This is a genomic window from Parahaliea mediterranea (assembly GCF_017255185.1).
Lineage (GTDB): Bacteria > Pseudomonadota > Gammaproteobacteria > Pseudomonadales > Halieaceae > JAFKCZ01.
The window spans coordinates 34,190-48,177 of record NZ_JAFKCZ010000008.1 but is presented as its reverse complement, the minus strand read 5'-3'; the positions used below and the strand labels follow the sequence as shown (position 1 = coordinate 48,177).

General features: G+C 62.9%; 12 protein-coding genes. 4 read left to right on the top strand and 8 right to left on the bottom strand.

Going from position 1 to position 13,988, the window contains the following annotated elements; all coding sequences use genetic code 11:
- Positions 1-18 precede the first annotated feature (18 nt).
- Complete coding sequence (locus tag JYP50_RS12055; RefSeq protein WP_241263096.1) at positions 19-1,584, top strand: amidase; 1,566 nt, start codon at positions 19-21, stop codon at positions 1,582-1,584.
- 45 nt (positions 1,585-1,629) lie between these two features.
- Here JYP50_RS12055 and JYP50_RS12050 read toward each other — a convergent pair whose 3' ends face one another.
- Together JYP50_RS12050 and JYP50_RS12045 are read right to left on the bottom strand one after the other, a co-directional pair.
- On the bottom strand, positions 1,630-4,197 hold the full coding sequence (locus tag JYP50_RS12050) for a TonB-dependent receptor plug domain-containing protein (protein ID WP_206560782.1): 2,568 nt from the start codon (positions 4,195-4,197) through the stop codon (positions 1,630-1,632).
- Positions 4,198-4,481: 284 nt separating this feature from the next.
- Positions 4,482-5,366: a LysR family transcriptional regulator gene (locus JYP50_RS12045; protein WP_206560781.1), complete on the bottom strand. Its 885-nt coding sequence runs from the start codon at positions 5,364-5,366 to the stop codon at positions 4,482-4,484.
- Positions 5,367-5,462: 96 nt separating this feature from the next.
- Between JYP50_RS12045 and JYP50_RS12040 the strand changes: the two genes are divergently transcribed.
- From JYP50_RS12040 to JYP50_RS12030, 3 genes are read left to right on the top strand one after another with little or no spacing between them, the layout of a single operon-like run.
- Positions 5,463-6,416 carry a peptidyl-alpha-hydroxyglycine alpha-amidating lyase family protein gene (locus tag JYP50_RS12040; RefSeq protein ID WP_206560780.1) on the top strand — a complete coding sequence of 318 codons (954 nt, stop codon included), beginning with the start codon at positions 5,463-5,465 and terminating at the stop codon, positions 6,414-6,416.
- 59 nt (positions 6,417-6,475) lie between these two features.
- The gene (locus JYP50_RS12035) at positions 6,476-7,318 is read left to right on the top strand and encodes a DMT family transporter (protein ID WP_206560779.1); all 843 of its coding nucleotides are present in this window, start codon (positions 6,476-6,478) and stop codon (positions 7,316-7,318) included.
- Positions 7,300-8,106, top strand: a complete 807-nt coding sequence (locus JYP50_RS12030; protein ID WP_206560778.1) for a PhzF family phenazine biosynthesis protein — start codon at positions 7,300-7,302, stop codon at positions 8,104-8,106. The genes JYP50_RS12035 and JYP50_RS12030 overlap by 19 nt, the downstream gene beginning before the upstream one ends.
- A gap of 9 nt (positions 8,107-8,115) precedes the next feature.
- On the opposite strand, the gene JYP50_RS12025 is transcribed toward JYP50_RS12030, so the two are convergent.
- The 6 genes from JYP50_RS12025 to hpaA form a co-directional block, all read right to left on the bottom strand.
- Complete coding sequence (locus JYP50_RS12025; protein WP_206560777.1) at positions 8,116-8,946, bottom strand: phytanoyl-CoA dioxygenase family protein; 831 nt, start codon at positions 8,944-8,946, stop codon at positions 8,116-8,118.
- A 72-nt stretch (positions 8,947-9,018) separates the two neighbouring features.
- Positions 9,019-10,116, bottom strand: coding sequence for an aromatic ring-hydroxylating dioxygenase subunit alpha (locus JYP50_RS12020; protein WP_347136777.1), 1,098 nt, complete (start codon positions 10,114-10,116; stop codon positions 9,019-9,021).
- A 51-nt stretch (positions 10,117-10,167) separates the two neighbouring features.
- Positions 10,168-11,094: a 3,4-dihydroxyphenylacetate 2,3-dioxygenase gene (gene hpaD / locus JYP50_RS12015; protein ID WP_206560776.1), complete on the bottom strand. Its 927-nt coding sequence runs from the start codon at positions 11,092-11,094 to the stop codon at positions 10,168-10,170.
- 73 nt (positions 11,095-11,167) lie between these two features.
- Complete coding sequence (locus JYP50_RS12010; RefSeq protein ID WP_206560775.1) at positions 11,168-11,695, bottom strand: flavin reductase family protein; 528 nt, start codon at positions 11,693-11,695, stop codon at positions 11,168-11,170.
- A gap of 56 nt (positions 11,696-11,751) precedes the next feature.
- Positions 11,752-12,945, bottom strand: coding sequence for a p-hydroxyphenylacetate 3-hydroxylase oxygenase component (locus JYP50_RS12005; RefSeq protein ID WP_206560774.1), 1,194 nt, complete (start codon positions 12,943-12,945; stop codon positions 11,752-11,754).
- Between the two features lie 87 nt (positions 12,946-13,032).
- Entirely contained in the window at positions 13,033-13,983 is a 951-nt protein-coding gene (hpaA, locus tag JYP50_RS12000) for a 4-hydroxyphenylacetate catabolism regulatory protein HpaA (protein ID WP_206560773.1), read from the bottom strand.
- Between the last annotated feature and the right edge of the window lie 5 nt (positions 13,984-13,988).

Here is a 13,988-nt window from a genome sequence, read left to right as displayed (position 1 = left end):
GAGGGGAGGCTAAAGCCAATGGATAGAACAGCAACAGATACACCATTAGGCCTGAACCGGCGCCGCCTCCTGGGGGGCGCGGCCGCGGCCGCGGGAATGGCCGCGCTGGGCCCCGCCCTGGGCGCCGTGGGGTCGCGTAGGGACGATTTGCCGGCGGCCATCTGCGACATGACGGCGCTGCAGCTGTCCCGCGCCATACGTTCGGGCCAGCTGGGTTGCCGCGAGGTTATGGAGGCCTACCTGGCCCGGATCGAGCGTTTCAACCCACTGTATAACGCCATCGTGGCGATGCCGGAGCACAGCGAGCTGCTGTCGCAGGCCGAGCTGGCGGACCGGGACCTCGCCCGCGGGCACTACCGGGGCTGGATGCACGGTATGCCACACGCGGTCAAGGATCTCGCCGACGTGAAGGGCCTGGTCAGTACGGGGGGTTCGCCTCTATTCAGGAACCATGTTGCCACGCGTGACAGCCTGGTCACGGCGCGTATGCGCGCCGCCGGCGCGATATTCATTGGCAAGACCAACGTGCCCGAGTACGGTCTCGGCTCCCAGACCTACAACCCGGTCTACGGCACCACGCGCAATGCCTACAACCCCGACCTGGTGGCGGGTGGCAGTAGCGGCGGCGCGGCGGTCGGGCTGGCGACGCGCATGTTGCCGGTGGCCGACGGCAGCGACATGATGGGTTCGCTGCGCAACCCGGCGGCCTTCAACAACGTGATCGGATTCCGTCCCACCCAGGGGCGCGTGCCCCACGAAGGCAGTGACCTGTTCCTGCAGCAACTCGGTTACGAGGGCCCCATGGGCCGCGATGTGGACGACACCGCGCAACTGCTGGCGACCCTCGCCGGTGTCGATCCCGCCACGCCCCTCAGCCTGCGCGACACCTTCAGCGGCGCGCCACCGATGGCGGAAGCCGCTCTCGCCGGCCTGCGCATCGGCTGGCTGGGCGATTACCGCGGCTACCTGCCGATGGAGAGCGGTGTGTTGCCCCTGTGCCGCGGTGCGCTGGGAACCCTCGAGGATCACGGCGTCGCGGTCGAGGACGCCGTTCCGGACTACGACATGGCCCGCCTGTGGCGGTGCTGGCTCACGCTGCGCCACTGGGCATTGGCCGGGGGTGTGGGTGCGCTGTACGCCCAGGCGGACAAGCGGGCGCAGATGAAGCCGGAGTTGGTGTGGGAGATCGAGGGCGGCCTCGACATGAAAGCCGTGGACGTGGCCGCGGCGGGCGTGGCGCGCAGCGACTGGTACCGGGCGCTGCTGGCCCTGTTCGAGCGCTTTGATTTCCTGGTGCTACCCACGGCGCAGGTGTTTCCCTTCGCGGCGGATGTCCACTGGCCGCGACAGGTTGGCGGCGTGGACATGGATACCTACCACCGCTGGATGGAGGTCGTTATCGGCGGCACGCTGTCCGGCTGTCCGGTGGTGAATGTGCCCGCGGGTTTTGCCGCCGACGGCCGGCCCATGGGCCTGCAGGTGATCGGCCCCTTCGGGCAGGACGCCAGGGTGTTGTCCTTTGCGCGGGCCTACACCGGGGTCACGCCGTGGCTGGGGCGGCGGCCGGTGTTGCGCGAAGCCTGATTGTGGGCGGCGGGCGCGTGTCGCCAGCGCCGCCCGGTACCGCGATCAGAAATCGTAGGACAGGCCGGCGTACCAGTAGGCGCCGTTGAAGCCGAAGGGCGCCGAGCGGCGGGAGTAGTCGAACACCCCCGGGCTACTGACCAGGCGCTCGCCCCCGGGGGTTCTCTCCAGGGTGCCGCCGCGACTGTTACCGATTTTATTCCTGTCGGGGTACTCGTCGAAGATATTGTTGCCACCGACGGTAAAGCCGATCCCGTTGCCCAGCGTGTAGCCCAGTTTGAGATCGGTCACGTACACCGCGCCGTAGGTCTGGCGCCCGCCATCCTCGACGGTATATTCACCGAAGCGGTTGACCGAGAGGTTGGCCAGGAAACCGCCACGGGTATAGGTGCCCGACAGATTGACCCGGTCTTCAGGTTGCCACTCCTCGATAATGGAGATCTGCTGGCTGGAGAACACCACTTCGGGATCGACCCCGGCGAGACCGCCGGTGGTGAAAATGTCGGTGACATCGGTTTGGGTGACGTTGCCCGCCAGGGTAAGGTCCAGGTCGCCCCCCATCACGCCGAGTCCGACCCAGGTCATCACCAGGTCGACCCCCTCGGTCTCTGTATCCGCGCCGTTGAGGAAGAACTGGGCGGCGCCGGCGCCGACCGCGTCGAGGGCATCGCCGAGGTTGCCGGTGGGATCGTCGTCACCAACCAGCTGGTTGCTGATGACAATGCGGTCCTCGATCTCGATGAAATAGTAATCGAGGGTGATACTGAGGCTGTCGCCCGGGTTCCACACGATACCGGCACTGTAGTTATTGGATTCCTCCTCCTTCAGCTGGGGAATACCGATGGCCTTGGCCAGTGCGCTGTCGTTACGGAAGGTGCCGATTTGCACTGGAATCTGCGGCCCGTCCGGGTCGTCGGGATTGCTGACAAACTGGGTGCTGATATTGTTGAAGAACTGTTGCTGCATGGACGGCGCACGGAAGCCGGTATTGATCGCTCCGCGCAGGCGGAAATCGTCGGTCAGCGCCAGGTTGCCCGCCAGCTTGAAGTTGGTGGAATCGCCGAAGTCGTCGTAGTCGTCGTAGCGCACCGCCGCGCTGACCAGCAGGTTGGTGGTGAGCTGGTACTCGCCGTCGAGATAAAACGAATACACGTCCCGCTCCTCGTCCACGGCGGATACCGGGGAAATACCCGGGAAGCCCTGGATACCGCCGCCGGCGTCCTGGGGATACAGGGACATGCCATCGCTTGTGTCGAAGTCGGCATAGGAGTACGGCTCGCCCGCTTTGATCTTGTAGTCTTCGCTGCGGTACTCCGCGCCAAAGGCCAGTGCCAGGTCCCCCAGTTCCTGGAACAGGCCGACATTGAGGGTATCCATGCCGAGTTCGAGATCGTAGGCATCCGCCGAGCGCGCAATGGTATCGCGAATCTCGGCGTCGGAGAGCCCCTGGCCGAAGCGCAGTTCGTTGACAAAGGAATAGTTGATGGAATTGCGCGTCTCGTATTCGATGGTGTTTTCGCCGGTGGTGTAGGAGATATCCAGTCCCAGGCCACTGTCAAAATTGATCCGGTAGCCCAGGTCGAGGGAATAGTCCTCGATCTGTGAACTGATCAGCGGCAGGAATCCGTCGGGGACCACGTTGTCGCCATCCGCGAGGAATGCATCGGCGCCCGAGACCGGGTCGCGATAGAAGGCGGCGGATTCGTTGTCGCGCTCGGAGTAGGTGACGAAGCCGTACAGCTCGCCCTGGCCCAGGCTGTAGCCGGCGTTGGCGACGAAGGCGTACTGTTCCGACTCGGCGTCGCCGATGCGGAAGGAATTGCGGTTGAAGTCCAGCTCCCGGGGGTCGCCCGGCTCGTCGATGCCGTTACCGTCGGTGTCGGCACAGCCGCCGTAGACGCAATTGCCCTGCACCCCGGCCCGATCAGTCCAGTCGCGGTCCCGGTAGTTCAAGGTCAGGTTGAGGTAGCCGCTGTCGCCCAGCGGCAGGCCGCCGTTGAGATCGACATTGCCAGTCTCGCCATCGCCCTCCTGGTATTCGCCGTAGGAGGCATAGGCGCGGCCGCCCTCGTCGGCGTCGCGCAGCACGATATTGATGACGCCGGCAATGGCGTCGGAGCCGTACTGGGCGGCGGCGCCATCGCGCAGGACTTCGATGCGCTTGATCGCGGCCGCGGGGATGGCGTTCATGTCGACCCCCGCCGTGCCGCGGCCGACCGAGGTATTGACGTGGATCAGCGAGGCCTGGTGGCGGCGCTTGCCGTTGATCAGCACCAGGGTCTGGTCGGGGCCGAGGCCGCGCAGCGTGGCCGGTCGCAGGGCGTCGGTGCCGTCGCTGATCGCCGAGGTGGAGAAATTGAAGGACGGGGCGATGGCCTGCAGCATCCGGCCCACTTCCGTCTGCCCGGTGTTTGCCAGGTCGTCGGCGGACAGTACATCCACCGGTACCGGCAGCACCTCGGCCGAGCGCCCCGGCGCGCGGGTGCCCGTCACCACCACTTCTTCCAGGACGGGGTCTGTCTGCGCCAGGCTGGACGGGGATTGCGGCAGTAATGCGGCCGCCGCTGCCGCCACGTACAGGGGCGCGCAGGGGGGAGAGTATCTGCGTTTCATCTGTTGAGCCTCCGGAGTGTTGTTCTTGGTGTGGCGTGTTGTTGGCGCAACATTTGGCACCGCAACACGTACTGACTTTCCCTGCAAGGCGGGGTCATCGGCATCTGTAAACCGTACCTTAAGCAACCTTAGCACATGGGCCAGCGGCCATAGGCGGGGCGTTGGAGATTGTAACTATTTAACAGATAGCCGTCGGTCCAGGGGTGAGCGCATGGCTGGCCCGTGATTCCGCTCGGCGCCCTGCGGAACGGGGCGGGCCTGGATTTTCGGGTCGCGCCGTGCGATCACATGCGTTTCAGATGCTCGATAAAGGCCCTGACCTTGGGGGAGTCACCCATCTTTCCATGGTATATGGCGTGGATGGCCTGGCTTCCCCAGTCGACGTCCGGCAACAGGCAAACCAGTTCCCCGCTGCGGATCTCGGCTTCGACCTGGTATTCAAACAGGCGGGCCAGCCCCAGCCCCCCCAGGCACAAACCCTTGATCGCCGCGTAGCTGTTGCAACTGACTTCGCTGTGGGTCGCGACTTCGGCGCGGGCATCGCCGAGGGTGTACGCCCAGTTGTCGTACGCGCGTCGATGGAAAAAGTTCAAACACCGATGGCGCCCGATCCGTGCCGGCGTGTCGGGTGTGCCGTGCTCCGCCAGGTAGCTGGGGGATGCGACGATTACCCGCCGGACGTTGAACAGGTGCTGGCTGGTCAAGGACGAGTCTTCCAGGCGGCTGCTGCTTCTCAGGGCGATATCTATGCTTTGCGAGGGCAGCTTGATCATTTCATTGGTTAAGTTCAAGGACAGGGAAACACCGGGGTAGCGCCGCTTGAAATCCGCGATATGGGCATACGCCAGCCGTTCGCCCACCGCCGGGGTGGCGGTGATCCCGAGAGTACCTTGCGCCAGGTCATCGCGGGATTCGATACGGCCCAACACGGCGCGAAGCGACACCAGTTGCTCGACCCCGTCCCGGTAAAGCAGACGACCCGCTTCGGTCACTTCCAGCGTGCGGGTCGTGCGGTTGAACAGGCGCTTGCCCAGCTGTTCCTCCAGGCGGGCAACGGCCTTGCTGACGGCGGGCCCCTGTACGCCGAGCTGGTCGGCGGCCCGGGAGAAGCTCCCCTGCTCAACCACGCAACAGAAAACCTTCAGCAGATAGAAAATGTCCTTTTCCATTGATTCCGTTCAAGAATTTATAAATTTCCATTATAGCTGTTCATGGGAAACAAATAAGCCCCAATAATGGCCGCCTCAACCAGGGAGGCATATGCCATGTACAAGAGAAAAGCGAGCACCATGTTCAGGGTGATGCGCGGCACCGCGTTCAGCGGCCTGCTAGCGGGATTGCTGTTGGCTTCGGGGCCGGCGAGCCATGCCGGTATCGTCGATCCGGCGCGGACGGAGTTTGTCGAGCTGAAGCTGCCCGACAACTGGTATCTGGGCGAAGTGGCGGGGCTCGAGTTCATGCCCTCCGGCGACCTTGTGGTATTTAACCGGGGGCAGCATCCCCTGTTGGTCTTCGGGCGGGACGGTGGCTTCAAGCGGGAATTGGGCGTGGGTCTTTTCAGGGTGCCCCACGGACTTTTTGTCGACACCCAGGGCTACATCTGGACGACGGATCAGGAAACGCACCAGGTGCTCAAATTCGATAGCGCGGGCGAAATTCAATTGATTCTGGGCAGGAGGGACTTTCCGGGCGAAGGCTGGTTTGACAACGGCTACCAGCTCAATTTGTTCAGGGCGCCCAGCGACGTGGCAACCGACAGCGAGGGCAACATATACGTCGCCGACGGTGGCAATTTCAGGATCGTCAAATTCGATTCGGGTGGCGGCTTGCTGCAAAGTTGGGGCGGCAAGGGCGACGGCGCGGGGGAGTTCAATTTTCCCCACTCCCTGGTGATTGATGAAGACGACCGGATCTATGTCACCGACCGGCAAAATGCACGGATTCAGGTGTTTGATGCCGACGGTGGCTTCAGGGAAGAGTGGCGGGGTATCGGTTACCCCTACGAGCTGGAGCGCTACGACGCGAACACCCTGATCCTGACCGACGCACGCAGTGGTGAAATCAACAAGGTCGGCCTCGACGGCAAGCTCAAGGAGAAGTTCGGGCAGTGGGGCAAGCGGGAATCCGAGTTCGGTTTTCCCCACGGCCTGGCCGTCGACAAGCACGGCAATGTGTTTGTAGGTGAACTGTTGAACTGGCGCATCCAGAAATACCGGTAAGACATGCTGATTTCGCCTGATTTTATAGTGCCAGGCGCCTGCCAAGTGGTGTTCTCTCGATGAAAGCGGGTCTTTTTATGGTGGGCTACGGCCTGTTCCAGACGCTTGTTTGGCTGCTTGTGTCCTATTTGGGCGGAAGCCTTCCGGTCACTGTGATGTTCCTGTTTCGCAATTTGGTCGGCCTGGCGATATCCCTTGTCCGACAGCCGGTTTCTGGCTTTAATCTCGGCACTTTCCGGCGCTGGAGGATGCACCTGCTGCGCGCCGCGGCAACGCTCTGTGGTGGGCTCAGCATCTTTTACTCGGTGACCCGGATACCTGTCGCCGATTCTGTGGCCATCACCTTCCTGGCGCCCATCTGTGGCTCCCTGCTCGGCGTTTTCGTTCTCAAGGAAGCCATAACCAGGCATTTGCTGTTCAAGCTTGTCGGCGGCATCGGCGGAGTCTTCATTATCACCGGGTTCGGCGCCACGGGGGATACAAGCGGCTACCTGGCCGCCCTGTTCGGCGCCCTGATGACCGGTTTGGCCTATGTATCGGTCAAGCGCCTTGCGGATACCGAAACGCCCAGTGACATACTGAACGTATCCTACCTGCTCATGGTGCCCTGTGCCGCCGCACTGGCGGCGCGCGACTGGGTGACGCCGAGCGCGACCGAGCTGCTGTGGCTGATTGCATTGGGCGCGGCGTTTTATTTGTCGCAACTGCTGATGGCCTCGGCCTTTTCACGGGCGCCGGCCGCCAAAATACTGCCGCTGGACTACACGCGAATCCTGTTCTCCAGCGCCCTCGGCTTCCTGGTGCTGGACCAGGCCATTACCTTCCATACCTGGCTTGGCTCTATCCTAATTCTGGCCGTTACCCTGATTCCTGAGAGAAAATCATGCGGTGCTACAGCGTAGATGTCTTCTCGCCGATACCCAAGTACGCGAACCGCTGCCTGGTTTTTTGCGGTGAGCTTCCGCTTTCGGACGGTGAAATGCAACGCCGCGCGCGGGAATCGGGACTGTCGGAAACCGCTTTTATCGCTGGTCGGGGAGAAACCTTCCGGCTCAGGATTTTCTCGCCAGTACGGGAAATGGGTTCCTGCATTCACGCAACATTGGCTGCCCTGTACGTTTTCAGACGTTTTCTCGGGGCGGTTGACAATGCCTGTCTGCTGTTAAACGACAGGAAGATAGGAGGGGGGCTTGCGGCAAACGGGGTGGAGCTTGGGGTCGCCACATTGGGTGCTGACAAAATTTTTAGCAAGAGCGCCCGCCACGAGTTCCCGTCGATAGGGCCGCATAAGGCGCAGTGGAGCGCGGCAACGGCGAGTGGCAACAGGCGGCTGATGCTCGAACAGCGCACCAGGCGGGAAGTTGAGAGCGTGGATGCGCGAAGGATTGCCGCGCTCGACACCCGCTACGATGACGTGGAGTCCTACTTTTTCTATGCACCGATCAATCGGGACCGCACCCGCTTCTATGGCAGGATGTTCGCTCCCAAGCTGGGAATACCAGAGGATCCGGTCAACGGCAATTCCTGCCTGGCCCTGTTCAGTAAAGAGCGCCTGGCGCGCGCCGGGCTCGACGAGATCGAAGTGGTACAGAATACCCGGGCGCGACTGGTCGTGCGGGGCAATGCGCGCGGAGCGACAATACAGGCGCAATGCCATTTGGTTTCCAGTCACTATTCCCCCTTGTATTAAGGGGGGGCGCTAGGGCGGCCAGACCCGCGGAAAGACCCGGTCATCCGCCGGGTACGCCCCGGGCTGCACGTTGACATCGTCCTGCGACACCGTCGGGTCGCTGCCGGGGTGGGGCCACCACCGGGCGTCGTCGCCCAGCCAGCGGGTCGACAGGGCCGCGCGCCGCTTGTTGGCGGAGTTATTGCCGCGGGCGCCGTGCAGGGTCCAGGCGGAGAAGATGACCGCGTCCCCGGGTTTGACATCGAAGCCCACGATATCGAAGTCGCCGCGATTGCCCTCGATGTCCGGTACCGGTTCGCCGCCGTCGACGCCGGTCCACTGCTGGTTGGGGTGATCCTTGCGGGCGTTGAACACTTGCGGGCGGTAATAGGTGCGCGCGGCATGGGAGCCGCGCACGAATTCCATGGCGCTTTCCTCAACGGTGGTCTCGGTCAGCGCCAGCCAGATGGAACAAATCTGGTTGCCCCTGAAGGGCCAGTAGGGGATGTCCTGGTGCCAGGGCGTGGGCGCCGCCGTTTCCGGCTCCTTGACCAGCAGATGGTCGAAGTAGAAGCGCGCCGACGAGGATTGCATGGCCTGGGCCGCGAGGGCCGCGCAACCACTGTGGAAGATGTAGTCGCGGATGGTGGCGTTGTGTTGCCACATATAGCGCTCGGTGAACATGCGGTCCCGGGTCTGGCCGGGGTTGCCGTCGTTGACCCACTGGCCCGGGTGGCTCAGCTGCTCGTCCACCAGGGCATTCAGGCGCTCGACCCACGCTGGATCGACCGCCTGGGGCAGGTAGGCGACGCCATCGCTCTGGTAGCGTTCGATTTCAATGCCGGAAAGCGTGCGTGTCATTATAGTGGGTCTCCGTTTCTCCGCCCGCGAAGGCGGGGCATGCCCCGGCTGGCCCGGGGCGGATAGAGCGGGCTAGAGAATCCGCCGCGGGTTGTCCTTGATTTGTAGCGGTTGGGTCTCATCCTCTTCCTGCAAGCGGATTTTCCAGCGATTGCGGAAGTGGGAAAAGGCCCGGTCGGCGGTAAAGGACTTGGGCGCGAAGTCGGGGCTCTTCTCCAGCAGCTTTTGCTGTTCCTCGATGAAAATCTTGTCTTCCATGAAGCCCTCCATCAGCGAGTCCTTCAGCGACACCGCGATGTCGGGGTTGTCGAGGTCGCTGCCGTGCAGGTAGTCCCAGAAAAAGTGCGTGGTGTTGCGCGTTTCCGGGGTCATGAACTGGCAGTTGCGGTACTCCCGGCGCCGGCCCTGGTCCGCATTGTCGCCCACCGGCTCGAACAGGGTTTCCATGAGGAAAACACCGGGCAGGTACATGGCCATTGTGTTGCAGCGGTCGAGGTCGACCTCGTGCTCCGCGGCCGGAATGACCTTGCGGTGGAAGGGCGGCGGCGCGCTGTTGCGGTGCCAGCGCACCACCTTGAAACCGTTGTCGAGTTTTTCCAGGTCTTCCGCCTGGGTGTCGTAGGCGTAGGCCTCGGAACCGCCGAGGGTGTTGGCGTGCACGAAGGCGACGTGGGAAAAGTCACTGAGGTTGTCGACAATCAACAGCCAGTTGGCGTCATAGTGCAGGTAGTCGCCGCGGTCGAAGCCGCGCCACTGGTCGGGTTGGCTCAGGGGCGGGAAGTCGTGAATGTCGCTTTCGTCGGCCCTGTCCGCATCGCCCATCCAGATCCACAGCATGCCGCCCTTGGAGCACACCGGGTAGCTGCGCACCTTCATGTTGGCGCCGATATGGTCCTGGCCGGGGATTTCGATCACCTCGCCGGCGGGATTGAACAGCAGGCCGTGGTACATGCAGCGCAGGCAGTCGCCCTCGACGCGCCCCAGTGACAGCGGCGCGGAGCGGTGGCAGCAACGGTTGTCGAGGGCCACGTAGCCCTTGCTCTCGGACTTGTAGAACACCAGGGGCACTTCGCAGATGGTCCTGGCCAGTTTGTTGTCCGCCTCCGCGACTTCCCATTCCCAGGCCGCGGCGTACCACATATTGTCGACAAAAGTCCTTTCGATGTTCACGGTGGGTCCTCCCAAATTCTGTCAGTGTGAAATTATGTTTATAAGCCCGGGTTACAGGCGGCTGTCCCCGTAGGTCATGCTATGGGTGCGCGAAGCCTGCGGTCCCGGGACCGCCGCGCCGGATTGCGGCGTGACCGGGAATACGGCATTGAGTTGTCCGGTACCAGAGCTGCCGAAATAGGGGGTGATGATTTCCGCGGGTTGATCGTAGTCAGACCAGCCCAGCGCACCGAGCAGCATGGCGGTGTCGTGCATGAAGCCCTCGCCGTGCCCCTTGGCCGCGTACTCGGGCAACATCGCGCAAAAGGTCTTCCAGTCACCCTGCTGCCAGAGTTCAAGGACATCGTGGTCCAGCCGTTCGAGGAAGGGACTCCACACCCGGTTGAGGTAGTCCGGCGCCATGCCGTTTTGGGCGAAGCGATGCGACAGTGAACCGCTGGCGAGAAAGGCCACGGTGCCGTCGTAGTGCTTCTCCACCGCCTGGCGCATGGCCCAGCCCAGGCGCGCGCTATCGTTGAGGTAGTGCACTGTGCACAGGGCGGATACCGAGATTGCCTTGAAGTGCTGGTCGGCGTTCATGTAGCGCATCGGCACCAGGGTGCCGTATTCCGGGTCCAATGTGGTGTTCACGTGGGCCAGGGTTTCCACTCCCTGGGCGTTGCATTCCTCGGCGAGTATTTCGCCCAGGCGGGGGTTGCCGTGTACCTCGAAAGGCATGTTGTTAATGAAGTGTGGCAGCTCGTTGCTGGTATAGGTGCCTTTCGCCACCTCGCGGCAATTGATGTGATAGGCGGAGTTCACCAGCCAGTGGGTGTCGAAAACCACGAAGGTGTCGACCCCGAGTTCGCGGCAGCGGCGGCTGATTTCCCGGTGGCCGTCGATGGCCGCCTTGCGACAGTCCTTGGTGGGGCCGTCCAGCTCCGACAGGTACATGGACGGTACGTGGGTGATTTTTGCGGCGAGTGCGAGCTTGCCCATTCTAATTCTCCGGTCAATCTAGTCGTTTCGTGTAAGCTGTGTAGGCATGCCTGCATTCAGGCCGCCATTGGTCTCAGGTTCCGGCGCCGGTTCGAAGGGCGCTATCCTGGACCAGCGGCATTACGTGGGCGTAATTGCCCTGGTGGTACAAAAGCGGTGCCTTGCCGCTGTCGCTGAAGCGCAGCACGCGTCCAATGAGAATCCAGTGATCGCCGCCTTCGACCACCTGGTGGCTCCGGCATTCGAACACCGCGGCGCAATCCGGCAGCACCGCGGTCCCGCCGAGGCCGTCCTGGAATTCGCAGCCGGAGAACTTGTCGATACTGCGCCGGGCAAAATGATTGGAGTGCGCCACCTGGTCGGCCGAGAGCACGTTGACCGCAAAGTGCGTGGCGTCGAGAAAAGCCGGAGCACTGCTCGACTGCTTGTCGATGCTCCACAGTACCAGGGCGGGATCCAGCGACACCGAATTGAAGCTATTGGCGGTGACGCCAAGGTGCTTGCCGTTGGGCGCTCTGGTGGTGACCACGGTCACCCCGGTGGCGAAGTTGCCCAGCGCGCGACGCAATTTAATACTGTCGAAATGTTCTATCGCAGTCATTATGTTTATATCCCGCTGTTTTCAATGCACATTCTTCACCGTTGTCGCCGGCCTGCTCAGAGCAGGCCGGGGTCGGGTTCCAGGCCCATCAGTTCGCGGCCGAGGATTTGCGCGCAGACATCGTAGTCAGTATAGGCGTGTGCCGCGGTCATGTGGTTGTCCCGCCACACGCGCTGGGCCTCCCGGTCGAGCATCCAGTTGCTGCCGCCGAGCGCCTTCCACAGCCGGTCGGTGGCCTCGTTACACATTTTGACCGCGTAGGCCTGGTTGGTTCGCCAGTAGGTCAGGGTTTCGCGGTCGGGGTACTGTTGGCGCTCGCCGTGTTCCCGGTGTTCCCGCCAGGTCGCCTCCATGAAGGCGCGGGCCGCCTTCACCTGGTGCACCGACTCGGCGAGGCGAGTGAGGGCGGGAATCGAGGCGCCCACCGACGCACCGGTGTAGGCGCGGGTGCGTTTTTGGGTGTACTCCCGGTAAATCTCTATCATGCGCTCCGCCGTGCCCAGGGCCATGGCGGCGAAGCCCGAGGCGAAATACGGCCGGTACGGGGTGTAGTAGATCTTGCTCTGGGGATACAGGCCAAAGCCCTTGGAGCGGCCCTCCATCATGTCGCGCGCGCTGGAAATCCGGTGCTCGGGTACAAAGGCGCCGCGAATCTTCAGGGTCTTGGTGCCGCTGCCCTTCATGGCCATGGCGTACCAGTTGTCGACGATCTCGTAGTCCCGGCGCGGAATGGCGGCAAAGCAGTAGAGCTTGTCGCCGTCGCTGCCGATGCGGTTGAAGCCCACCAGCGCCCACTGGGCGTGGTCGCAGCCGCTGCTCCAGGTCATATCGCCGGTGAACAGGATACCGCCGTCGGTTTCCTCGTAGCGGCCGATGGGCGCGATACTGCTGCAGGCCGTGGCGTCGGGGTTGTCGCCCCAGACCTCGTCCTGGCACTCCCGGGAAAACATCGCCAGCTGGTGGTTGTGGGTGCACAGCAGGCTGAAGGCCCAGGCGGTGCTGCAGCAGGCGCCGGCGAGGGCGGCGATGCAGTCGGTGAACTCGGTAAGCGGCAGTTCGAGGCCGCCGTAGGCCTTCGGCAGAAATGCCCGGTGCAGTCCGATGCCCTTGAGCAGTTCGACGTTCTCCTCGGGCATTTGGCGCAGCTCTTCCGCCCGTTCAGCGTTGGCGGCGATCTGCGGCAGTATCGCCTGCAGGCGTTCCAGCATGGTGGGGTTGGTTTGGATGGCTTGTAGTTGGGCCGATGGCATCGCGCTGTCCTCTTGTTATAGAGGCGTCCAGTATCGACCCGGGTGCCGGGAATTAAAATGTAAAAAATCTTTGATAAATTGTACTTTTCAACATCCCGAAAGAGGCCCCTCTGACATTTTGCGGTAGTGGAGCGGGCTCATGCCGGTATGGGACTTGAAGAAACGGGAAAAGTAGGCGGGATCGGAAAACCCCAGTTCGTAGGCGATTTCATTGATGGAGAGCGTGCCGAAGGTCAGCATGCGCTTGATCTCCCGCAGAATGCGTTCGTGGATAATCTTCTTGGGCGGGCTGGCGGACACGCGTTGGCAGACCTGGTTGAGGCGGCTTTCGGAGACCCCGATCTCGTCACTGTAGCGCGACAGCCGCCAGTGATCGCGAAAGTGCAGTTCGATCTGCCGGTTGAAACGGTGAAAGAGCCTCAGGTCGTCGCTGGCCACCGCGGTGCTGGTGGCGCGACGGTGGCTCAAGCGGGCGATCTGGATCAGCAGGAAGGCGACCAGGTGCTCCAGGGCCTGCGATTTGCCGGGCAGGTCCGCTTTCCATTCCTGGCGTATCTGTTCCAGCACGCGGCGTAAATTGGTCCACTGGTCCGCCTGCCGCTCGGCGAGATCCCCGGGCGTCAGGCAGATACCCTCGTCGAGCTGGATCGAGGCTTCGTTGCGCAATCCGCCCTTCAGCAGTTGCCAAACCAGCGACTGGTGCACCGTCAATACGTGCCCGCCGGCGCCGGATTCGGTCTGGAAGGAGTGCGGGACCGCCGGGGGCGTCAGGAACAGCGCGGGGCCCTTGACCTGAAACAGTTTGTCGTCGATGTGGAAATTGACCTCGCCCCGCTCGACGTAGTGTATCTGCAGGTACTGGGCGTGGCGGTGCACGGGCATGTCGCGACCGAAAAAGCCCGCCAGGTTGCCGAGGGCGTCGTAGTGTATGACGGCATCGACATAGCGGTGGTCGTAGTCCTCGCCCAGGTTGATATTGGGAATCCACTCGCCCCGCTGGTGGGGGCGGGCGGTGGTCGCGTTGGAGCGGGCAGGCATGGCGG

Coding starts and splice junctions, on each gene's coding strand:
- JYP50_RS12025 (WP_206560777.1), bottom strand. CDS start 8,946: ATGACACGCACGCTTTCCGGCATTGAAATCGAACGCTACCAGAGCGAT.
- JYP50_RS12030 (WP_206560778.1), top strand. CDS start 7,300: ATGCGGTGCTACAGCGTAGATGTCTTCTCGCCGATACCCAAGTACGCG.
- hpaD (WP_206560776.1), bottom strand. CDS start 11,094: ATGGGCAAGCTCGCACTCGCCGCAAAAATCACCCACGTACCGTCCATG.
- JYP50_RS12050 (WP_206560782.1), bottom strand. CDS start 4,197: ATGAAACGCAGATACTCTCCCCCCTGCGCGCCCCTGTACGTGGCGGCA.
- hpaA (WP_206560773.1), bottom strand. CDS start 13,983: ATGCCTGCCCGCTCCAACGCGACCACCGCCCGCCCCCACCAGCGGGGC.
- JYP50_RS12035 (WP_206560779.1), top strand. CDS start 6,476: ATGAAAGCGGGTCTTTTTATGGTGGGCTACGGCCTGTTCCAGACGCTT.
- JYP50_RS12010 (WP_206560775.1), bottom strand. CDS start 11,695: ATGACTGCGATAGAACATTTCGACAGTATTAAATTGCGTCGCGCGCTG.
- JYP50_RS12055 (WP_241263096.1), top strand. CDS start 19: ATGGATAGAACAGCAACAGATACACCATTAGGCCTGAACCGGCGCCGC.
- JYP50_RS12005 (WP_206560774.1), bottom strand. CDS start 12,945: ATGCCATCGGCCCAACTACAAGCCATCCAAACCAACCCCACCATGCTG.
- JYP50_RS12040 (WP_206560780.1), top strand. CDS start 5,463: ATGTACAAGAGAAAAGCGAGCACCATGTTCAGGGTGATGCGCGGCACC.
- JYP50_RS12045 (WP_206560781.1), bottom strand. CDS start 5,366: ATGGAAAAGGACATTTTCTATCTGCTGAAGGTTTTCTGTTGCGTGGTT.